At 50.2% G+C, this 20,959-nt stretch carries 20 protein-coding genes; 11 read left to right on the top strand and 9 right to left on the bottom strand.

Annotated elements, in window-relative coordinates:
• Positions 1 to 137: 137 nt before the first annotated feature.
• Together serA and HJG54_RS26785 are read left to right on the top strand one after the other, a co-directional pair.
• Positions 138 to 1,733 carry a phosphoglycerate dehydrogenase gene (gene serA / locus HJG54_RS26790; protein ID WP_316432266.1) on the top strand — a complete coding sequence of 532 codons (1,596 nt, stop codon included), beginning with the start codon at positions 138 to 140 and terminating at the stop codon, positions 1,731 to 1,733.
• Positions 1,734 to 2,349: 616 nt separating this feature from the next.
• Complete coding sequence (locus HJG54_RS26785; protein ID WP_316432265.1) at positions 2,350 to 3,126, top strand: hypothetical protein; 777 nt, start codon at positions 2,350 to 2,352, stop codon at positions 3,124 to 3,126.
• Positions 3,127 to 3,329: 203 nt separating this feature from the next.
• Here HJG54_RS26785 and HJG54_RS26780 read toward each other — a convergent pair whose 3' ends face one another.
• From HJG54_RS26780 to HJG54_RS26770, 3 genes are all read right to left on the bottom strand, one after another.
• Positions 3,330 to 4,850, bottom strand: coding sequence for a DUF1802 family protein (locus HJG54_RS26780; RefSeq protein WP_316432264.1), 1,521 nt, complete (start codon positions 4,848 to 4,850; stop codon positions 3,330 to 3,332).
• The gene (locus tag HJG54_RS26775; protein WP_316432263.1) at positions 4,843 to 6,750 is read right to left on the bottom strand and encodes an AAA family ATPase; all 1,908 of its coding nucleotides are present in this window, start codon (positions 6,748 to 6,750) and stop codon (positions 4,843 to 4,845) included. Before HJG54_RS26775 ends, HJG54_RS26780 begins: the two co-directional genes overlap by 8 nt.
• 65 nt (positions 6,751 to 6,815) lie before the next feature.
• Positions 6,816 to 7,529 carry a hypothetical protein gene (locus tag HJG54_RS26770; protein ID WP_316432262.1) on the bottom strand — a complete coding sequence of 238 codons (714 nt, stop codon included), beginning with the start codon at positions 7,527 to 7,529 and terminating at the stop codon, positions 6,816 to 6,818.
• A gap of 305 nt (positions 7,530 to 7,834) precedes the next feature.
• Between HJG54_RS26770 and prmA the strand changes: the two genes are divergently transcribed.
• From prmA to HJG54_RS26755, 3 genes are all read left to right on the top strand, one after another.
• A complete protein-coding gene (gene prmA, locus HJG54_RS26765; protein ID WP_316432261.1) occupies positions 7,835 to 8,728 on the top strand; it encodes a 50S ribosomal protein L11 methyltransferase in 894 nt (297 codons plus the stop codon).
• An 87-nt stretch (positions 8,729 to 8,815) separates the two neighbouring features.
• The gene (locus tag HJG54_RS26760) at positions 8,816 to 9,268 is read left to right on the top strand and encodes an acyl-CoA thioesterase (RefSeq protein ID WP_316432260.1); all 453 of its coding nucleotides are present in this window, start codon (positions 8,816 to 8,818) and stop codon (positions 9,266 to 9,268) included.
• A gap of 326 nt (positions 9,269 to 9,594) precedes the next feature.
• Complete coding sequence (locus HJG54_RS26755) at positions 9,595 to 10,854, top strand: aspartate aminotransferase family protein (protein WP_316432259.1); 1,260 nt, start codon at positions 9,595 to 9,597, stop codon at positions 10,852 to 10,854.
• A 12-nt stretch (positions 10,855 to 10,866) separates the two neighbouring features.
• Here HJG54_RS26755 and HJG54_RS26750 read toward each other — a convergent pair whose 3' ends face one another.
• Together HJG54_RS26750 and HJG54_RS26745 are read right to left on the bottom strand one after the other, a co-directional pair.
• The gene (locus HJG54_RS26750) at positions 10,867 to 11,421 is read right to left on the bottom strand and encodes a pyridoxamine 5'-phosphate oxidase family protein (RefSeq protein WP_316432258.1); all 555 of its coding nucleotides are present in this window, start codon (positions 11,419 to 11,421) and stop codon (positions 10,867 to 10,869) included.
• Positions 11,422 to 11,886: 465 nt separating this feature from the next.
• Positions 11,887 to 12,462, bottom strand: coding sequence for a pseudouridine synthase (locus HJG54_RS26745; RefSeq protein ID WP_316432257.1), 576 nt, complete (start codon positions 12,460 to 12,462; stop codon positions 11,887 to 11,889).
• Between the two features lie 130 nt (positions 12,463 to 12,592).
• Between HJG54_RS26745 and HJG54_RS26740 the strand changes: the two genes are divergently transcribed.
• Entirely contained in the window at positions 12,593 to 12,904 is a 312-nt protein-coding gene (locus HJG54_RS26740) for a hypothetical protein (protein WP_035998977.1), read from the top strand.
• 276 nt (positions 12,905 to 13,180) lie between these two features.
• On the opposite strand, the gene HJG54_RS26735 is transcribed toward HJG54_RS26740, so the two are convergent.
• Together HJG54_RS26735 and HJG54_RS26730 are read right to left on the bottom strand one after the other, a co-directional pair.
• The gene (locus HJG54_RS26735; RefSeq protein WP_316432256.1) at positions 13,181 to 13,486 is read right to left on the bottom strand and encodes a thioredoxin family protein; all 306 of its coding nucleotides are present in this window, start codon (positions 13,484 to 13,486) and stop codon (positions 13,181 to 13,183) included.
• Between the two features lie 235 nt (positions 13,487 to 13,721).
• Positions 13,722 to 14,177: a hypothetical protein gene (locus HJG54_RS26730; RefSeq protein WP_316432255.1), complete on the bottom strand. Its 456-nt coding sequence runs from the start codon at positions 14,175 to 14,177 to the stop codon at positions 13,722 to 13,724.
• Between the two features lie 481 nt (positions 14,178 to 14,658).
• Between HJG54_RS26730 and HJG54_RS26725 the strand changes: the two genes are divergently transcribed.
• Positions 14,659 to 15,324, top strand: coding sequence for a lysophospholipid acyltransferase family protein (locus HJG54_RS26725; RefSeq protein WP_316432254.1), 666 nt, complete (start codon positions 14,659 to 14,661; stop codon positions 15,322 to 15,324).
• Between the two features lie 9 nt (positions 15,325 to 15,333).
• Here HJG54_RS26725 and HJG54_RS26720 read toward each other — a convergent pair whose 3' ends face one another.
• Positions 15,334 to 15,501: a hypothetical protein gene (locus tag HJG54_RS26720; protein ID WP_316432253.1), complete on the bottom strand. Its 168-nt coding sequence runs from the start codon at positions 15,499 to 15,501 to the stop codon at positions 15,334 to 15,336.
• Positions 15,502 to 15,873: 372 nt separating this feature from the next.
• On the opposite strand from HJG54_RS26720, the gene HJG54_RS26715 reads away from it, so the two are divergent.
• A complete protein-coding gene (locus HJG54_RS26715; RefSeq protein ID WP_035998987.1) occupies positions 15,874 to 16,161 on the top strand; it encodes a DUF2288 domain-containing protein in 288 nt (95 codons plus the stop codon).
• A 162-nt stretch (positions 16,162 to 16,323) separates the two neighbouring features.
• On the opposite strand, the gene HJG54_RS26710 is transcribed toward HJG54_RS26715, so the two are convergent.
• Positions 16,324 to 17,616, bottom strand: coding sequence for an ABC transporter substrate-binding protein (locus HJG54_RS26710; protein WP_316432252.1), 1,293 nt, complete (start codon positions 17,614 to 17,616; stop codon positions 16,324 to 16,326).
• A 493-nt stretch (positions 17,617 to 18,109) separates the two neighbouring features.
• Between HJG54_RS26710 and pilM the strand changes: the two genes are divergently transcribed.
• Genes pilM through HJG54_RS26695 form a run of 3 tightly spaced genes read left to right on the top strand, consistent with a single transcriptional unit; the run spans position 18,110 to position 20,851 of the window.
• Positions 18,110 to 19,234, top strand: coding sequence for a type IV pilus assembly protein PilM (gene pilM, locus HJG54_RS26705; protein WP_316432251.1), 1,125 nt, complete (start codon positions 18,110 to 18,112; stop codon positions 19,232 to 19,234).
• A gap of 1 nt (position 19,235) precedes the next feature.
• The gene (locus HJG54_RS26700) at positions 19,236 to 20,069 is read left to right on the top strand and encodes a PilN domain-containing protein (RefSeq protein WP_316432250.1); all 834 of its coding nucleotides are present in this window, start codon (positions 19,236 to 19,238) and stop codon (positions 20,067 to 20,069) included.
• Entirely contained in the window at positions 20,066 to 20,851 is a 786-nt protein-coding gene (locus HJG54_RS26695; RefSeq protein ID WP_316432249.1) for a hypothetical protein, read from the top strand. The genes HJG54_RS26700 and HJG54_RS26695 overlap by 4 nt, the downstream gene beginning before the upstream one ends.
• The last annotated feature ends 108 nt before the right edge of the window (positions 20,852 to 20,959 follow it).

Raw genomic sequence — 20,959 nt, 5'->3', positions numbered from 1 at the left:
TTTGCAGTAGAATGCCTGTTGGTTATATCAAGAAAGGCCCCATTGAGGTTGTGCATCAGGCTTACCCTCAAGGCCGGCGCGAAATTCACTAAGCTAGTCATTAAGCGAACCACCACGTTACACCCCCTTGCCGATCCATGCCTAAGGTTCTTGTTTCTGATCCAATCGACCAAGTTGGAATTGACATCCTATCTCAGGTTGCTCAAGTTGACGTAAAGACCAATTTAGCTGCAGATGCGCTAGTCCAAATTATCCCGGACTATGACGCCCTGATGATCCGGTCAGGAACCCGCGTGACCGAGGCCGTGATTGAAGCTGGCAAACAGCTCAAAATCATTGGACGAGCCGGAGTCGGGGTCGATAATGTGGATGTACCGGCAGCCACCCGTCGAGGCATTTTAGTCGTGAACTCGCCGGAGGGCAATACGGTCGCGGCGGCTGAGCATGCCGTGGCGATGATGTTTGCTCTGTCGCGCTATATTCCTGATGCTAACCAATCGGTTAAAAGTGGACAGTGGGACCGCAAGAGTTTCACTGGCGTCGAAGTTTACAAAAAAACCTTGGGCATCGTCGGCTTGGGCAAAATTGGCTCCCATGTGGCTGGGATCGCCCGCGCCATGAATATGCGGCTGCTGGCCTACGATCCATTTCTCACCACCGAACGGGCCGAACAGATGGGCTGCCAGCTCGTAGAACTCGACTTCCTGTTCCGCGAAGCCGACTACATTACACTGCACCTGCCCAAAACACCCGAAACCTACCACCTGATCAACGCCGAAGCCCTCGCCAAAATGAAGCCTACGGTGCGGATTGTCAATTGCGCCAGAGGCGGCATCATCGACGAAGCCGCATTGGTCGAGGCAGTTCACCAGGGCCGGATTGCCGGAGCCGCGCTAGATGTCTACGAAAACGAGCCGCTAGAGGCCGAATCTCAGCTGCGCTCGCTGGGTAAAAACGTGATTCTGACGCCCCACTTGGGAGCCTCCACCGAAGAAGCCCAGGTGAATGTGGCAATCGATGTGGCCGAGCAAATCCGCGACGTGCTGCTGGGGCTGCCAGCTCGCTCAGCGGTGAATATTCCAGGTCTGCGCCCCGACCTGATGGAAAAACTGCGGCCCAATCTCCAGTTGGCCGAAACCCTGGGCAATTTGGTCAGTCAGTTGGCCGGTGGCCGCATCGATGCCCTGAATGTCCGCCTGCAAGGCGAACTCGCGAGCAGCGAAAGTCAGCCGGTGGTGGTGGCTGCCCTCAAGGGGCTGCTCTCCCATGCGCTGCAAGAGCGGGTTAACTACGTCAATGCCAGCATCGAAGCCAAGGAGCGCGGCATTCGGGTAGTGGAAACTCGCGATGCCTCAGTGCGGGACTACACTGGCTCGCTAGTGCTGACGGCGCAAGGCTCACTGGGTGAACATTCAGTTAGTGGCGCTCTGCTGGGCGATTCGGAAATTCGCATTACCAGCGTTGATGGCTTCCCGGTCAACGTGCCGCCCAGCCGCTATATGCTGTTTACGGTGCACCGCGATATGCCAGGAATCATCGGCAAAATTGGCTCACTGCTGGGCAGCTTTAATGTCAACATCGCCAGTATGCAGGTAGGCCGCAAGATTGTGCGCGGTGATGCGGTAATGGTGCTGAGTATCGACGATCCGCTACCAGACGGCATCTTGACGGAAATTACCAAGGTTCCCGGCATCCGCGATGCCTACACGGTGACGCTAGCCGAGAGCACCTGAAGCCAAGCAGCTATGCTCTCCAACATCGGGCAAGTTGCAGCGGAGCAGTCTGTAGCGATCTTTTGGCTGGCTGGTTGCAAACTGACAGCTTGCCTTTGACCTAGACAGGACTTCTAGCAGCAAGCCTGGAGCTGATCGAATTTGGGATTTTGCTGCTAATGGAGTTTGGATTGGCTTGAGTCAGGCAACTTTTTCCCCCTAGTGTCCAGACTTGCAAATAGCTCATTCTTTGATCGAGTTTGATTTCCCCGCGTCCGCTCCTTGTTCGTCACATCTAATGCACTCCCCCTCCTCAGAGACCTGTCAGGCAGCCAACTTTACGGCTTCTCAGATGTCCTCTTATAATCTGGAGCAGCACCTTAAAGTAGAACTTTATAGATGGGACGAAAGGATTCGAATAGACCTGACGCAAGGAGGACTTCTAACTCACCTACTCCCCCCAAAGCTATAGTAGGTCCCAGTAGGGGTTGTGTAACCTTCTTACTTGCAGTGTTGGTTGCTCTCTTGACAACCCTTTTTATAGGTGGCAGCGTTTACGTTTTTTTATTTGCAGTGTTAGTTGCTTTCTTAATAATACGTTTTCTAACTTAAGCTACTCTGAGCTGAACTCAGGTCAATGAACATCAATAACAATGTTTTTAGTTTAATTAGAAAGACGTTGCTTCGCGCTAAAGATAAAGTAGCCCGTTCTTCTGAAATTATCTGCGATTTTCTGAAGAAACGTAAGAAACTCTACAGACGGCACGAGCATACCATTCAATTTATTCTAATAGCTCTTATTGCTTTACTAGTAGTTGCAAATGTTCAGAAAGAGCAGAAAATTTCTATTCGGTGGTTGGCAGAGCGAAAGGATGCCCTAGCAGCGCTGAATAGTATTGTAACAATTGTATTATTGCTAATCGGTTCTACCTTCTCTTATTATCGATTCTTCTATGGGCAAACACTCGCTATTCGGCTAGAGCTGTTACTCGATGTTTCTGTCCACGGTCCACCTGAAGAGTCTCCATTCCAACTACATGTAATTTGCTTAACGGTAAAGAACATTGGCAGCTTTAGTTTATGGAATCCAGTGGTCAAACTAACGGTTGTGCCTCATGTAGGTGGAACGAGTTCAGATGTAGGCAGAACGAATTCACCAAAATATGAAATCACAATGTCACCTTGGAGCCAAGATAGTAGCACTTCAGTTTCAGCAGATCCCACAATTTCAGATCCCATGATTTTGATTGCAAGCGGTGAAACAGCTCCGTTTTTTGCTCAACGAGAAATTCTAAAAGAGGTATGGGCAGTGACCTATATTGTCAGACTTGAAGCAGGTAACGGCACAGTTTGGTCTACCTCAAAAACAGTGAGTAACAAAACAACTAATGAGAGTGATAAACAAAAAAGATAAACGATCGTATCTGTATCGAATCGTCGAGTTTGTCAGCCCAGGATTCGAGCCTGTAAATTTTTTCCTGCTGGTTAGCCTCATGTTTTGCTCGTAGCCGAAGCGGATTGAGATAGAGTGAATAGCGTAAGAGGCAGCTTTATCGAATGAGTGGGAGAAGTGCGAAGTCAAAAGCTAGATTGACACACAACTCTGAACAGACCCGGTTACTCAACCAAAGGATTTAGCTCGCGGAGAAAATAAAAACGATCACTGCTAATGCCACTGACCTTAACTCGCCCTAAGTAGCCTGCAAGCGGTGAAGAGAGTTCTATCAAGTATTCATATACAGCTTGATTATCTAGAACAACTCCATCATTTTGGGCGAAAGAAGCATTGTATTGAACTCGAATCTCCGTAACTTCAAACTGTTTTCTATCTGGTTCAACAACAGCTAGCCGTTTAAGAGCCTTAACAACGTGAGAACGAATTCTAAGATTTTTCTCTAAATTATCAACGTACTGGTTCAGCTTAGTATCAGCTTCTTCACCAAACGGTGATTTTTCCAAAATGGGCTTTAATTCTAGAAGATCAACAGCACCTGGATACTTTACCTTAAATTCTACGAGTCGTTGTAGGGTTTCGGGCCTAATTATGTTCATCTGATGAGTTACAGCGGTTAGTTCTGCATCTTGTGTTAGTTCCCCAGCGGCAACAATCATTTTGATGCAAGGATCGTAATCTTCTTGAAGATGATTTTTACCCAACTGAAGCAGTTGTCCCGGAGTTTTACTAGGAATTTTTTCGCTCTTAGTTGCCTTACATTCTCCGACAACTGGAAAAGGTGCGTCACAGTAAAAATCAATACCACCTGCTCCACCCGTTGCTTCTGGATCAAGGCTTGCTTTCATGTTATCGCGAGAGTTAGAGAAGCCAAGCTTAATCAGACTTTTTCGAACTAATTTCTCAAACTGATGTCCATCAGAGGAATTACCCACCTCTGCAATTGTTTTAATCCAATGCAAATCTGGATCAATCGGATCAATGATTGTTTCCGGAATGTTGCTCCATCCGAGAAAAGTGCTAATGTCTTCTGCCAATACTTTGGCTTCTGGTTTAACCTTTGCTAGTTGAGCTACAGCACTGTGTAATTCTTCTAGCTCAAGATAAGGTGGCGGTTTTAATTCTTCAAGGTGCTGCTTGCGCTGCAAGAAAGCAGCCTCATCCAATACCGGCAGAAACTGAGTAACTCTCAAAGGCTTACAGAATTCCTGACCTAAAGCAGGCAAACCTACAAATTTACCTAGTTTTTCGGGCGAAATGCACTCTTGAGAAACTTCGATTGGTTCTGGCATTCGATAAACACGCAGAAAAGCTAGAAACAAGTTTTGTCTCTGCTTAAACGCCTCTCTAAGTGGCTCTTTGGCCCAGATAGTTAAACTAGACAGGGCATCTACCTGTTCCACATCATACAGCAACTTACAGGATTCACATTTTGCCCATGCTTCAATTTTTACCGGCTGGGATTGTTGCTGAGATACGGCATCAATCAACGGAAACACATGTTGCCGATACTGTTGATAAACAGACGCGCCATCATTTATCCTTGTGCAAGGATAGAGAGCAAACACCCATTCCTTCTGCACAGAAATCTTTGGAATAACTGCTATCAACCGCCCTTGCAGTAAAACAGCAATATCAATGGCTGGTAGACATAAAACCCTGTCTAGTAGAACTGAATCAAGCATGAGCTAATTCTTTGAGAGCTTCTGTATCTTCTTCCTCGGAATTACTAATCAGATTGACTTGAACTTCAGGTTCATCTTGAAGATCAGCAGGAATTTGATAGGATGGGTCGCTCAAAATCTCTTTAAGTAAAGGGTTGTGAATCCCCAGCCAATACTTTGCTCCTTGCTGCCTGATGAAATTGAAGATTTCCGCTTCTGTTACTTTGTAATCTGACTCGCGTTTGCGATAAACCGAAAGCATGGCCATTAAAGGTTTAATTTCGTTTTCTTTCAGTTCAACAAACTCACCACCTGATTGAACCAACGGTTGAAGATAGGTATTTCGGAAGTAAACATTAAGCGGCTTATCTTTTGATCTGATTAAGCAGCCGCGAGTTAAATTAAAACGCTTCTCCTCATCAAGTAATCTCTTAAATCCAGCTCCAAGCGCTTTACCGCCATCGTACTGTAGAACAGCAACACCAATGCTCACTTGCTGACCATTCTCTTGTCCTAGAATTTTGAAGTTGAGGTATTCATCTTTCTTACCGCGCTTGCCAACACCAGTTGTAACTTCTTCTAATTTGACACCTTCGACTACTTCACCAAGAATCGTCTCAAATCCAAAGAACAATGCATCAGCTAAAAGGTAGTTGTCATCTAGCGAGTTTTTAATATCAACACCTAGTTCGTTAGTGAAGGCTAACTCAACTGGGTCAACTTCGGGTGGCGGAGTGGGTCCTTCACCGGATGGCTTGCAGTGTTCACGGCACCACTGTAAAACTTGTCGTACCGTTGGTTTTTCTCGACCAATGGCTCGAAGCTGCCCTTCTTCAAAAGGATAAACACGCTGGGGAGGAATTAAATTCCTCGCATCATAAAATTCTTTAAGAAAGAACGCAACGAGTTCAACTGTGGAATCACTATCCAAATATTTCAATTCACAAGGCTGTCCTTGCGTTGTCATCCTGTTTACAATACCAGGAGCAAGCGCATCTATAATTCGCTCTTTCCAGGTACCAGGCATCATGACGGTAAGAATCACACCGCGATGTAAGTTTTCAAACAATTCCTTGACAAGGTTAGCTACGAGCTGAGAAACATGAAGGCCATGATCATTAAATAGCAGATCATCTAGTTCATCGAAACAAATCAAAAGTTCGTTGTAATGGCTAATGAGGCTTAGAATTTCCAGAACTGTATCGAATGATTGTCTTTGTTCGGGTAGCCTCAACTCATTAGCCTTAAATTGAGCAAGCGCTTTACCTGCTAGCCAGTTTGATGCGTAAGGAGCTTCATCTTCAGAGAGTGTCCAGAAAATTGCTCGAACGATGTCAGGATCTTTGACAGGTTTTACTTTGCAAAAAGCTTTGGTCAGCTGATTAATCCATCTTCCAACTTGTTCTTCATTATCCGAATTTTCCAGCTTTTTAACCAAGTTTTTAGGAGATATCGGCTGTGTACTTGCATTGACAACTTGCAAAGCATCTTTTGCCATCGCTGCTGCAAGCTCTTGCCATTGTTTAACTCCTTGACTGCCAATATTGCTCAAACTGTCTGCTAAAAGTTGCTGAAATCCAGCTTTAATCTGGTTGAGATTATCAATTCTATTTGCATTTGCAAGAACAAACAGCGCTCCACCCTGAGCTTGTAGGCGATGACGAATTCGGCTGATGATATGGCTTTTTCCAGTTCCGTTTTGGGCTGTGATCAGGAGTGATGTGGTTGAGTATTTTCCTGCCCGAATATCCTCTAACGCTGCAAAAACTGCATCGGAAGCATGAGCGTTTAGGAACTCCAGATCTGGAAATCCTTTGCCCCAAATATGATCTGCCTTGACAATAAGGGGTTGAGCAAAAGGGTTATCTTTTTGAAGAACGGCATTGATTTCTGCAAGCGGTGATGGAGCGGGGGTAGACATAATCGTGCTCAAATCTCAACAGAATGGCAAACTTGTAAAAAACAAATGATGAAGCTGAAGAAGTTCTATAGTTGCTTCGCATAGTAGCGAACGTCACCTAGTGCAGTTTTGATTGAATCTTCAGCTTTATCGGGTGTAAGTTCCGGCATTTCGCCACCGATAAGCTGCCAAACATCTCTTGCTTGCATCTCTAGCAACCATTCATTAAACTGACTGCGGCTGAGGCGATCGCCAATCTCTCGACGGATTCGATAAATTGGCACAAGATTATTTAAGTTGAAGTCTTGATTAAGCCGCTCAAAAACTTCTGTTGCAACTGTTTCAAATTCTTCATACGATGCAATAGCCCTAGCCGTTGGTTTGCTATCGGTTGAGGATGCAATTCCTGAAGCTCGCTGACGCATCCATCCTAAAAGAGCATTTGCGGTTTTTGCGCCAATTTGAGCATCAAAGGTGAAATTTGGGCTAAGTAGCCCTTGCTCCAGCAGATTGAGTCCTGTTTCAGAGAGTGAAAGTTTATTGCCATTCACTAGAACGGCTTGATCGGCCTCAAGTTGAGCAATGGCTGCTAAGTAAGAGTTGCTTCGGCTCTCGTACTCACCTGCCGTTTCTTTTTCACGCTTCCGCACCAAGCTAGCCTTCAATTCGCTCTTTGTAGCTTCACCCAGTGTCCATAAAGCCAGTAGAATCCGGGTTTGCATGTAGGAAGACTGGGATTGTGATGCTTTGACAGCTTTTGCTTCGGTTGCCTTGATCGATTTATTCAACGTTTGAGGCATATTTTCTGTCCTGAGTATGTAGAGTAGAGCAGCATCCTTCTATATGGTACGCACCCACATATGGGCAATCCTGACAGATCAGGTAATTTCATCAATTTTTTGAAGCTCATTCATGGCTTCTTCAATCAGGATTCCCGTAATTTTTCGATCCGCCACATGGCGTAGGCAAAAGATTGGATTGGGATAACCTGCATAGGCGAGTTTTGTCTGTATGGCGCGGTTTAAACCGCCGGTCTGTTTTTTCGCGGAGTGAGATAGAGTGAATAAGCGTAAGGGGCAACTTTATCGAATGGGCGGCTGCAACGGTGGCAAGTAGCTGGTGGGAGATTCAGGTCGCGTGTGACCCAATGGCTGAAGATTCAGTGCATTGGCGGTTAGAGGATTTTGGCTGTCGCGGTAGCGCGAGTGAACAGCGGGGCTATGGCTGTCTAGTGCGAGCCTATTTGCCGCAAATGAAGGCCCAGCAGCTCGATCTGGCCGCCCTCGCCCTCCTGCTGAAACAGGACGCCCTTTGCACGGGGCTATCGGTTCCGATTGTGCAGTGGCACCTGATCGACGAAGAAGACTGGTCGAGTAGTTGGAAAGCCCACTGGCATCCGCAGAATATTGGCGATCGGTTCTTGATCAATCCAGCCTGGTTGCCCCTACCCGACCAAACCGATCGGCTAATCATTCGTCTCGATCCGGGCGTCGCCTTTGGAACAGGTGCCCATGCCACCACCCAGCTCTGTTTAGAATCCCTGGAGATGCGGATCAGCGAACCGAATTCCGAGCTAGTCGTGGCCGATATCGGCTGCGGTTCCGGCATTCTCTCGATTGGAGCCTTGCTGCTAGGAGCCAAACACGCCTACGCCGTCGATACCGATCCATTAGCAGTGCAGGCGGCTTTAGAAAACCGCGAAATGAACCAAATTAGCCCCGACCGTTTGACGGTGGCAGAAGGCAGCGTGGACCAGATCAAGCAGCTCATCTCCGCCCCAGTAGACGGCATTTTGTGCAACATTCTGGCCGAAGTAATCATCGACCTAATTCCCGACATGAGCGCCATCGCCAAACCCACGACATGGGGCATCCTCAGCGGCCTCTTGCTCGACCAAGTCAAGCCCATAGCCGACACCCTAGAACAACACGGCTGGACCATCGCCACCCTCTGGCGACGCCAAGACTGGTGTTGTTTGAATGTGCGGAGAGCTAATTAGGGAAGGAGTCAGAAGCCAGAAGAGTTTTTCCCACCCCACCCATCCACTCCCCACCCCCCACCCATCCACTCCCTACCCCCCACCCCCATGCCCTTCACCCACCTGCGCACAATTCGTTTCTCCGACACCGACGCGGCTGGAGTGGTGTATTTTGCCAATGTTTTGTCGATTTGTCACGAAGCGTATGAAGCGTCGCTGGCGGCGGCTGGAGTCGAATTGAACTCTTTCTTTCGAGCGGAAGCGGTGGCAGTGCCGATTGTTCATGCTGAGATTCGCTTTATGCAGCCGATGGTGTGCGGCCAGACCTACGCGATTGCCGTTATGCCAAACCGCCTCGGTCCAGAGAAATTCCAGATTGATTACATGATCCGAGGGCCACTCAAGACGACAACCGAACCCAGCACGCTACCCCTAGTCAGCCAAGCCGCAACAGTTCATCTCTGTATTGATCCGACCACACGCGAGCGCACTCCTCTACCTGCTCAACTAGAGCACTGGCTAACGACGATCCCATCAAATCCTGACATTCCGGCTTCCTGAGCTTGGGGCTAGGTATGATCCATAGAGAGTAGGGCAAATCATTGCTGAATTCAGCAACGCCAATTGGCTCAAACCAGAAAAAATCAACAGACTTTTGGCATTCCCATATAACCTGGTTTATGATCAACATCCTGAGGCAGCGAGTCGTTGATTTCATGAGTGATTTCATGAGTGATTTCATCAGTCTAATGGCCCGGTTTGCTGCGAGTGACTGCTGGTTTCGTTGCCACCGCTCAATTTCCACCCTATTCCACCCTAAGAGACTACGAACGCTCGTTTGTCCTGCCTGTTTGTCCTTTAGATCTGTTGCCTTGGAGAAATAGCCTGTGAGTCCAGAAACCCTTGTGCAAACTCCCCTCTCCGTACCTCTCCAATTTACGACAGCGGATTTCGATCGCTATGTCATGTCTACCTATGCCCGCTTCCCAATTACCCTAGAGCGCGGTGAGGGTTGCCGCGTATGGGATAGCGAAGGCCGAGAATACCTCGATTTTGTAGCTGGAATTGCTACCTGCACGCTCGGTCATGCCCATCCGGTGATGGTGGAGGCAGTACATCAGCAGATTCAAACCTTGCATCATGTCTCGAATCTGTACTACAACCAGCCCCAGGGCGAACTGGCCCAATGGCTCGTCGAGCATTCCTGCGCCGACCGGGTGTTTTTCTGCAATTCCGGTGCCGAAGCCAACGAAGGAGCGATCAAGCTGGCTCGCAAATATGCCCACACGGTGTTGGGAATCAGCGATCCGGTGATTATTACAGCCCACGCCAGTTTTCATGGCCGCACCCTCGCTACGATCACCGCCACGGGGCAACCCAAGTATCAGAAGAATTTTGATCCCTTGATGCCTGGGTTCTACTACGTGCCCTACAACGATATTGCCGCCATCGAGCAAGCGGTGGCCCTGTTAGACAGCAGCGAGCGGCAGGTGTGCGCCATTCTGCTAGAGGCTCTACAAGGCGAAGGCGGTGTGCGCCCCGGCGATCAAGCCTACTTCCAGCGCATTCGCGAAATTTGCGACGAGAAGGGGATTCTGCTGATCTGCGATGAGGTGCAGGTAGGCATGGGCCGCACAGGGCGCTACTGGGGCTACGAGAATTTGGGCATCGAGCCGGACATTTTCACCTCGGCCAAAGGCTTGGGCGGCGGCATTCCGATCGGGGCGATGTTGTGTAAATCCTTCTGTGATGTGTTTCAACCGGGCGACCATGCCAGCACCTTTGGCGGCAACCCGTTTGCTTGTGGCGTAGCTTTAGCGGTGTGCCGGACGCTGGAACAGCAGAATTTGTTGGAAAACGTGCAGGCGCGAGGTGAACAACTGCGAGAAGGGCTGCGGTCGATTGCGGCCAATTATCCCCATCTGATTAGCGACGTACGCGGTTGGGGCTTGATTAACGGCTTGGTACTGAATGCTGAGATTGAGTTGACCTCTAGCGCTGTGGTGCAGTCGGCCATCGAGGCTGGGGTGCTGCTGGTGCCTGCCGGTCCAAAGGTGGTTCGGTTTGTGCCGCCGCTGATTGTCAGTGCCGAAGAAGTGGATCAGACGTTGCGGGCGGTGGAACAGGCGTTGGCCACGGTTAGCTAAACGCACATTCCCTTAGATAAAATCTGCCAATGGGGTCGGTAAACCATCAATACTGGCCCGATTTTTTTCGTACCAATAATCCTGCAAGCCCGTCTCGCCCTTATTGATGGCCCAGTTCACCATCACATCTCGCTGCCCCTGAAACTCGTAAAGCGGCACACCTGCGCCACAGGAGGTCTGCACTCGGTCAATGTCGGCCACGATGATTTGCCGTGCCCCCGGAATTGCCGGAAACAGCGGCGACAGCACCAGCCACTCGCTATCGTCGGGGAGAACCGTCCGCCCCTGTCCATAGAGCCGCAGAATTAAAGGCGCTCCTTCAAAGGCGCAAAACATAAAGGTGATGCGTCCATTTTCTTGCAGATGGGCTGAGGTTTCGTTGCCGCTGCCGGTGAAATCGATGTAGGCAACCCGGTTGGGCGACAACACGCGAAAGCTATCTAACCCTTTGGGAGACAAATTCACATGTCCAGATGGGCTGAGGGGAGCTGTTGCCACAAAAAATATTTGCTGCGCCGCAATAAAATCTTGCAGTTTGTCGCTGATTGAGTCGAATACTTTTGCCATATTAAATTCGCACCATGACCGGATCAAACCTTAGATTAACATTAGGGCATTGAGCCAGTGCATTGACCCAGCGTGTGAGCTTGGGCATCCTGAAGCCTAGCATAACCCAGAGTCAGGTTAAACTAATGAAGCTATCGCAATTCGTGGTGGCAGATACGGAAGGAAAATCAGCACTGGATTATCGTTACTCGCATCATCGACTCTAATAATCATGACCCTACTCTCTGGTATATCTACAGTCAAGTCATAGTTACTACTTTGGTAACACATTGAGAAACGCATCAGCGAATGGTGGGTGAATCAATACGGGTTTGCCGATCATTCCACTCAACTGATCAAAGGCAACCCTGCTGATCAACTTTGACAAAGCCGTTAAGGGAATTTTTACCTATGTGCTCATGCCCAACTCAAATCAGGTGATTAGCGTGTTGATTGTGAATCGACAGCGATACGGGAGGAGAACCCTCACCCCTTCACCAGCCTCACCTCCGCCTCAGTCAACTCCCGCCACTGCCCCGGCTCCAGTCCCGCTAAGCCCAACTCCCCGATGGCAACCCGCACCAAGCGTAGCGTCGGGAACCCGACTGCCGCCGTCATCCGCCGTACTTGCCGGTTTTTGCCTTCGGTCAGCGTCATTTCCAACCAAGCCGTGGGTACATTCTTTCGAAACCGAATTGGGGGATCGCGCGGCGGTAAGGCTGGCTCCGATGCCAACAGCTTCACCTGAGCTGGACGGGTGCGATAGCCCTGAATCACCACTCCCTGCCGTAGTGTTTGCAGTGCCTCTGCATCGGGAATACGATCTACCTGCACCCAATAGGTGCGCGGGTGCCCAAAGCGCGGATTGCTAAGGCGTTGTTGCACTCGACCATTATTGGTGAGCAACAGCAAACCTTCACTATCTCGGTCCAGTCGGCCCACCGGATACACCTCCGCTATGGAAATATAGTCCTTCAACGTCCGCGCTGGGCTGCCAGATTCTTCTGTGAACTGAGACAGCACATTATAGGGTTTGTAGAACAGGATGAAGCGATCAGGCATGGGGAAGCAAATCCTCCCTCGTTTCTGTTACAAATTGTTTCAACCCTTTAGAAAGGTTTAGATTCCAACCCTATGCTCCCCTGTTTGACTTACTGTAAAACGTTAATAAGCATATCGCTGGGACAAGTCTATGGACATGCAAAAATATCGCGTGGTTTGCACACTCACATTTGGTGATATCTACGGTCAGATCATTGTTTGGTTGGTCGTTTTGTTTTTGAGTTTGGCGGCAGCATTGGCACTCATGGGTGCCAGTCGTCCGATCTATGCCTTGGCAACGGTGGGGCTGATCCTGGTGCTCTCGCTGCCGTTTCTGCTGTTTGCGTTTGTCACAACTCTTTTAAATCACATCGAATTTTCCTCGGTTGATCCAGCGACCGAAGCCAAAGCCCGACCCAAAGCAGCCACGGCCCCTCAAAAACCAGCCCAAGCTGCTAGCTAGCAGGACATCCCTGCATGGTTATAATTAAATCCAATCTTAGGGGCGTGACCAGCAATCCGCCCCTCTTGTTTTGAGAATAAACTCTAGCCCACTACGATTGACACCCTAATTCAATTTAATTCAAATGCTGGATTGTACAGGCGTTTTGCGAAATGCCTCCGGATTATACAGGCGTATTGCGAAATGCCTCCGGATTGTACAGGCGTTTTGGCAAAACGCCTGTGCGCAAATTCTGGTTGATCAACCGAATTTGATATTCAAACTCAAAACTTCCCTCTACCCAATCACGTCCTGCAATTTCGTCCGAAACTCCCCTTTCGGATGGGCACCTTTAACTTCACCGACGATTTTAAAGTCGCCTTCCGGGTCTTCACAAATAATGTAGGTCGGCCAACCCATTTCAGCCTTGTCGGGATATTGGGTCAGCAGGATCTTGCGATATTTCCGATAGGTTGCCGTATCCTGCATTTTCACATCAACAAACTGCAAACCTAACTCTTCAGCCACCTTTTGGTCATAAAACGACATCTTGTGGCATAGCCCACAGTCCTCCGAGGAAAACTTAATCAGCGACAAAGTCATATCCGATTACTCCGACCGAAAATTCGCTATTTCAACATTACTTATTGTGATGGAGCCTGACCACAATTGCCGACTGCAGCAGCCCATTTTAGTAAATCTTTGAGAGACAGGAGTCAAAGCCGGAATTTAGCATTTCCTTTAACTCTTGCAGGGGCAGATTTAGCCAAGCTAATGCCCTTCATACACTTACAACCTAACTTTTACAAACTCACCCCTACTCCTGGCTCCTGCCCCCTCAACCGACAAAATAATCCAGCACCACCCACTTCATTGGCATCAACTGCAAAACATAGTCTACTTTCTGGCTGGTACGGGTTTTGAGTTCTATCAGGTAGCGGCCCGACTTTAGGATCACCGTTTCGCGGTTGCGGTCTCCAGGGGCAATCGAAAAGAGCTGCTGGCTGCCGTCTTCGCTCCAGAGAATCACTTGGATATTGCGAGTGCGAATCAAATCTCCAAACAAACCGGGCCGGCGCTGATTGCTAATGTCAATCGAAACCTGGCGCATCTGGTCGAGCTTGAAGGCAAAACTGTGGGAGCGCTCCTTCGTCAACTTGTCAAAATAGCTGTAGCATTTGCCAGGCACGGTGCTGATGGTCTTGAGCGTGCCAATCAAGCGACTGGAGGAATCGACTGGAGCAGAATTAGGCTGAGGTGAAGCAGGTGCAGGCGAAACACTGGATGAATTCACAGAGGGCGGGGGAGGGAAGGGTTTTCCCAATTTTCTCAACATAGGGGGACAGCTTCAGCCAAACTTGCTTGGCGGTTGCGTGAAGTGCGCCCTCGCATCCTAGCCTCTGTTACGCTCCTTTACAAAGGGTAGTTACACCGAAGTCCACCTTTCGCCGTTTTACCAACATTTTCCAACAGTTCTACAAACAGTCTTCCAAATACACAGCCTTCCAAATACAGCGTTTTTCACTCATGTGAGGTGTAGGGGGTGTGGGAGCGAAGCCCCCACGCAGAGGCAGTGCCCCTGCACCCCTTTCGTACTTCACTAGCCTGAAAAAGGCTGTAAGACGAGGCATTGCTTGCGGTTGCCATCTGATTGATAGGCCGCCAATTTCGCGAATCCAAAATCGCATCCCACTTCTTTCGCCTGCTAGTGGCAATAAAGCTGGAAAATAAAATCACAGTAGCATCGCTAAAATTCCGATTTGTAGCCCATTTCCATGCTCGATACTCCTTCCCCAGCCTCCCCAGTCCGCCAACGCGAACCCTTGATCAGCCTCGTGCTCTACCATCTGTTCAAGTGGCCAGTAGTCAGCCCGATGCTGCACCTATACTTTCGTGGCCGCATTTATGGGGTAGAACAGGTACCGCAAAAGGGGCCGCTGCTAGTTGTCGCCAACCATGCCAGCGACTTCGACCCGCCCATCCTCGCCAACTGCGTGCAGCGTCCGGTTTCGTATATGGCAAAAGAAGAGCTGTTCCATGTACCTGTGTTAGGAAGGGCCATTCGCCTCTATGGAGCCTATCCGGTCAAACGGGGTTCGGCTGACCGCAGTGCCATCCGAGCTGCCCTAGCCCAACTGGAAGCCGGATGGGCCGTGGGTGTGTTCTTGCAGGGCACTCGCACCGCCGATGCCCGCATCCCCGACCCCAAACTGGGAGCCGCCCTGCTGGCCGCCAAAGCTCAGGTGCCCCTATTACCCGTCAGCCTCTGGGGGACGCAGGCGATTGTGCCCAAGGGCAGCAAGTTTCCCCAACCCGTACCCGTTACCGTCCGTATCGGTGAACTGATCACGCCGCCCATCTCCACCAAACGGGAAGAACTCGAAGCCGTGACTCAGCAGTGCGTTACCGTCATCCACGCCCTGCATGATCTCGGCAGATGATGCCTTTTATTACCGCCTGCACCAATGCTCACCGTAGCGAATCACCAATTCACCACTCGGAACAACCCGCATACAGGCAGGAATTCGAGTTGCATGGGCGGATGGCAGCTTCAACCCCAGCCCCAGGGCCACGCTTCCTAGCAACAGCCAAGCAGACAACAATCGAGTAGCAGGCATAGCACGAACTCCAGCTAGAAGATCTAGCTTGCTCGATTCTGCCATCCTAATAATCTTTTCTTAACCGTTCTTTAATCAACTGCTCGATTGACGCGATTGAGAATCTGTACAGCATCTTGTGGCAATCCGTTTGTGGCAATCCGTTTGTCTCGGCTGCGTCACTGCCCATCCGCGCGTCAACGCGGGCTAGTCGGGAAAGGCTGCTTTAAGCGCAGCCTTCTCGCAGAGTAGCAGACTAGACAAGGGGTTTAGTCCCCTACCCTGCGGGAACGCAATTCACTCCCTACATTGCCCGCATTCCAGTCACTGGTGGGCTAGGTCAGTCTGTCGCTGGCTGTGCTATTGTGACAAAAATTGTGAAAAAGCTATCTCATGCAGGATTTAAGAGCCGAACTGGCTGAAATGATTGACGAAGCAGAATGGGACTGGTTGATTCCCCATGTGCAGCGAGACGCGGTAGTCATTGTCGATTCCAGTCTGGATCTGGCTGATGTGGGTGTTGCTATTGCTAGCGATAATGTGCTGGCCGTACAGCACTGGATCAGCGAACAGCAGCTCTCCAAGCCTTCAGCCGAACAGCTCACAGCCTGGGGCAACGACCGCACTCGCCGCTTTAATGCCCTGATTGTGCAGCCCTATGTTTTAGTGCAAAACCTTTAATTTAAGTTTTGAGTTTTGAGTTTTGAGTTTTGAGTTGATTGATCTGGGGTCATGCTTTGATGCTCCAGCTTGCGATACATCTCTTTAGATCGCAACACTTAAAACTAAACTGTTTCAACTCAAAACTCAAAACTCAAAACTCAAAACTCAAAACTCAAAACTTCATCGCTCGTCCCACTCAGCGGCGGCGTCTGCAACCGCCTGGTCAACCGTTTTCTCGCCTAGCATGGCGGCTTGCAGGTTGTCGTAAACGATTTTTTGCAACTCTTTGATGTCTTTGATGCTGGGTAAGAGGACCTCGGCATCTTGCATTTGTTTGGCGCTAATCGAGCGGGCCTGGTCAAGGGCTGGAGCGTCGGCACCAACTTGGGTGAAGTAGGCGTCTTCTAGGGCTGCAATCGTGGAAGGCAGCACATTGGCAGCTTTGGCAAACGAGAGCTGGTTTTCGTTGTTGGTAACAAAGAGAGCAAACTTTAGCGCCGCGTCGGGCTGGTCGGTGTTGCGTGGAATCACCAGATTCATCACCGCCACGTTTTTCTTGTTAGTTTTACCCGTGATTTGGGGAGCGACGCTAGACGCTTGGGCGATGGCTGGAGCATTGGTAGCAATGGTTTTGAGAAACTGGGGTCCGGTCGTCAACAGAGCCGTCTCGCCCGCCTGATAGAGGTCAATCGCCCGCCGATGCCCCTGAGTCAGCACTTCTTTGGGCAGCAGTCCTTGCTGATACAAATCGGTCCAGTACTGGAAGGCAGCTTTGCCTTCTGGGGTATTAAAGGCAGCCTTGCCCTGGTCATCGAGGAGTGTGACGCCCATCTGCACCATCGATTGCAGCACCTCAGCCGAATCTTCGGGAACTACGGTGACGAAGAAGGCATATTTACCAGTTTTGTCTTTGACCTGCTTGGCAACTTGAGCCAGTTCCTCGTAGGTGGTCGGTGGCTGACTGATGCCTGCCTGTTGCAGCAATTCTTGGTTATAGATGGTGATGCTGGTTGAGAGATACCAGGGCAGACCAAAGCTCTTGTCGTCTAGGGTGCTGGCTTTCCAGATGTTGGGCAAATACTGGGCTTTGTCGGTTTCGCCAATCCGGTCGTCTAGCGCTAACCAGGCGTTGCGACCGGCAAGTTGGGCTGCAAAATCAGGATTGAGGTTAACCACATCGGGAGCCGTATTAGCCGAAACAGCGGTGAGAATTTTGCTTTGCATATCGGCCCAGGGCACATCCACCCAGCGCACCTTCACGCCCGGATTTTCCTTTTCAAACTGGGCAATCAACTGGTCGAAATAGTCCTTAAACTGAGCTTCGAGCTGCATCGTCCAAAACTCGACCTCTGCTGCCCCTGCCGTAGCCGATCCGGAAGGCGTGGAGTTGGGGCTACAGCTAATCATCCAGCTCAGCAAGATGCCCAATAACGCAAAGATACCAAACTGTTTCCACCGATTGATTCTGTTCATAGCTCGATCTGGTCTACCTAATCTGGCTTCCAACTACTTTACCTTGGTGTGTGGTGTGTGGGGGGTAAGGGGTGGGGGGTGGGGCGTGGGGGGTGAAGGGTAAGGGGTGGGGGGTGAGGGGTGGGGGAAAGATTTTGGTGTGGTTGGAGACAATTGGTGTTCGGTGCACGTAGGTGCACATTGTCTGTTTAGTTGCGGTTTAATCGCCAAATTCAATGACGGCTGAATCAAAGTTCCGTAGAATCACGGTACAGCAAACCAACACATCTAAGCCGCGGATTTGTATCCTGTTTATTAAAGACTTGACGAAGTGAACCCACGAGGCGAACCCACGCGAAAATTTACATCGGATTCTGCTAATTCGCGAATTGGACGGATCCAAAACAGCGGAGATTCGCTATCCTGAGTTAGCACAATTTTTATCTGACGAAAGTTTTTAAACTCTCGGTCTCCTTGCACGTTCTAATTCCTCCTTACTCAATGGACAAGAACTGTGGTTAGTGGTCTCAAAAACGTATTCTCAAGAAAAACGAAGGGAATTGGGGTCGAGTTGACAGCCGATCGGGTGAATGTGGCTCGCCTCAAGAAAAAAGGTCAGGGATTTCAATTGGCGACGCTGGCCTCAGCTGAAGTTCCAGAAGGAATCTTTCAAGAAGGGCAGATTATGGATTCGGCGGCGATGGCCGAGATCATTCAGTCTGTTCTAGCCGAAACGAAGCTCAAGGTCAAACATGCTGCGACTGCGATTCCCAGCGGTCGAGACACGGTGACGCGGATTATTCCGGTACCGGCGGAGCTGGACGATCGGGAGCTGCGGGAAATGGTGTTGAACCAGGAAGCGGGTTTGTATCTGCCGTTTCCTCGCGAAGAAGCCGATGTGGATTACCAAAAGCTAGGGTTCTTTGTCGATGAAGATGGCATCGAGAAAGTGCAGGTGCTGCTAGTAGCCACCCGCAAAGAAGTCACCGATTCCTATCTCGAAACCTTCCGCTTGGCTGGACTGATGGTGGATATTTTGGAGATCAGCAGTTTTTCCTTGATTCGCACCATCCGTCAGCAGCTGCGGCAGTTTACGCCTCAAGAGGCCGCTGCAATTGTCGATATCCAGTTCGAGAATACTGAAATTTCGATTGTGGTGGATGGCGTGCCCCAGTTCTCCCGCACAGTGCCGATCGGAACCTATCAAGTGCAAACGGCACTGAGTCGGGCGATGAACCTGCCTCCGTCTCGCAATACTGATTTGTTGCAAGGCATGACGATTCCGATTATTCCGATGGACAGCATGGGCACGATGCCGACCAATCCCACTCGTGGCGGTGTCAATCCGGGTACGGCAGCCATGTTGCGCGTTTTGGGAGAACTGGCTGATGAGTTGCGCCGCTCGATCGACTTCTACCACAATCAAGGCGAGAATATGGAAGTAGCCCAGCTTCTGCTGGCTGGACCGGGTGGAGCGATTGGCCAATTAGATGAATTTTTCTCGCAGCGATTGAGCCTACCGGCCAGTCAAGTCGATCCAGTGACCGCAATGTCGTTAGAAACCGATCAGGAGATTACGCCTGCCCAGCGCGTCGGTTTAGGGGTGGTTTTGGGGTTAGGTTTACGGGAGGCATGGTGAGATGTATAGCTTAGACATTAATTTTTTGAATGACCGGGCAGAACGAGCGACAGAGGCTGGCCTAGCAAAGGGCACGGGACGGACGGCCAGCGATCCTCGGCCATACTATATTGGGGCGATTTTAGCCATTGCCTTGCCGGCCTTGGTGGGTGGCTTTTGGCTATTCCTGCTCAACCAAAACCGCAGCTTAGAGGAGCGCCAAGCCCAGCTCGACACCCAGCTCAGCGAGCTGCAGGCTCAGTTGGGTGAAGTCAACACGATCAACACTCAAATCCAGCAAATCGAAACCGAGAATCAAGCTCTCGCTTCCGTGTTTGACTACATCAAACCGTGGTCAGCCGTGCTTCAGGATGTGCGGTCGCGTGTACCCAATGGTGTACAAATTGCCACTATCGAGCAGCTTGAGCAAGACCCAGCCGTTGCTACTCCCTCACCTAGCCCCAGTCCGGCAGAAGGAGAAGCGTCTCCGTCGCCCACGGCTGAAACCGCACCCGCACCACCGCCGCCTAAAATTGCTGTTTCTGGTGTGGCTCGTTCGTTCAATGATGTGAATGATTTTGTCCTGACGTTGCAGCGCTCGCCCTTTTTGCAAAGTGAGGATGTCAGGCTGGTTAGCTCCCAGTTAATTGATAACCCCACCGAAGTTGAGTTTGCCACTGAAACAGGCGGCCAAGATCTGGAAGTCAGGCTGCCCCAAGTGGTGCAGTACCGGATTGAAAGTAACCTCACCAATTTACCCGCCTCCGAGTTGCTGCAAGACCTAGAGCGGACCCTATCCGTTGGCCTCGCTTCCCGCATTCAAGCCCTTCGCGACAGAGGAGTATTACAGAAATGACCTATGGTGGAGACTTCATGACCGTTGGAGAAGGGCGGGACGAAACACCCACCTATCCTAAAGTGTTTGGCGTAAGTATTACTCCCACGGTCGGTGCTATTTTACTGACCTTACTGGGGGCAGTGGTTGCCTACTTGCTGTGGGCAAACCTAGTGCAGGGCACTTTGCAGCGTAACCGAGAACTAAAGGCTGATATTGCCGCCAAGGAACAGCAGCTACTCAACCAGGAGGAAACTCAAAAGCAAATTGCGGCGGCTAGAACCAGACTTCAAGAGGCGCAGCAACTCCAGGCCGATGTGCGTAGTTTGTTTGCCTCTGAAGATAGCCTCAACACGTTATTGCTAGACATCAATGAACGGGTCCAATCGGTCAACGCGGGCATTACCGATCCGGCGCGGCGGGCTACCCTGGCTCGGTTTGACCTAAATACGGAAGAATCGGGTTTGATTACCGATGGCAGTCTGGGTGGGCAGGTCAATAACCAGCTCGAACGGCGGGTCTACGATGTGGAAATTAGAGGCACGTTTCCCCAAACTCAGTCGATTATTCGCAACATCGAGCGGCTCCAGCCCCTACTCGTCGTGAGTGACCTGAATTCGAGCCTGGACGCCACCAGCCAACGGATTGTCCTGGACGATCGAGGTCGCTTAACCCCCACCGGCCAACCCGACACGCGCATTACTACAACCTTTAAACTGGCGGCTCTGGTACCCGTTGACACCCCTGCGCCGACTGCCGCGCCTGAAACTCCAGCTGAGACAACTACACCGCCTGCCCAATAGCATCGGCGCTGAAAATGGCTCAGTTGTGGGTAACTGCAATCTCCTTCTGGTTTAGAAGGAGCATTTTTGTCTTGCCCAACAGATAGGTAAAATTACGTTTTTTTAATT

This window comes from Leptolyngbya sp. NK1-12 (assembly GCF_032598965.1).
In the GTDB taxonomy this organism is placed as follows: domain Bacteria; phylum Cyanobacteriota; class Cyanobacteriia; order Elainellales; family Elainellaceae; genus Elainella.
This window is presented reverse-complemented; position numbering and strand designations above follow the sequence as displayed.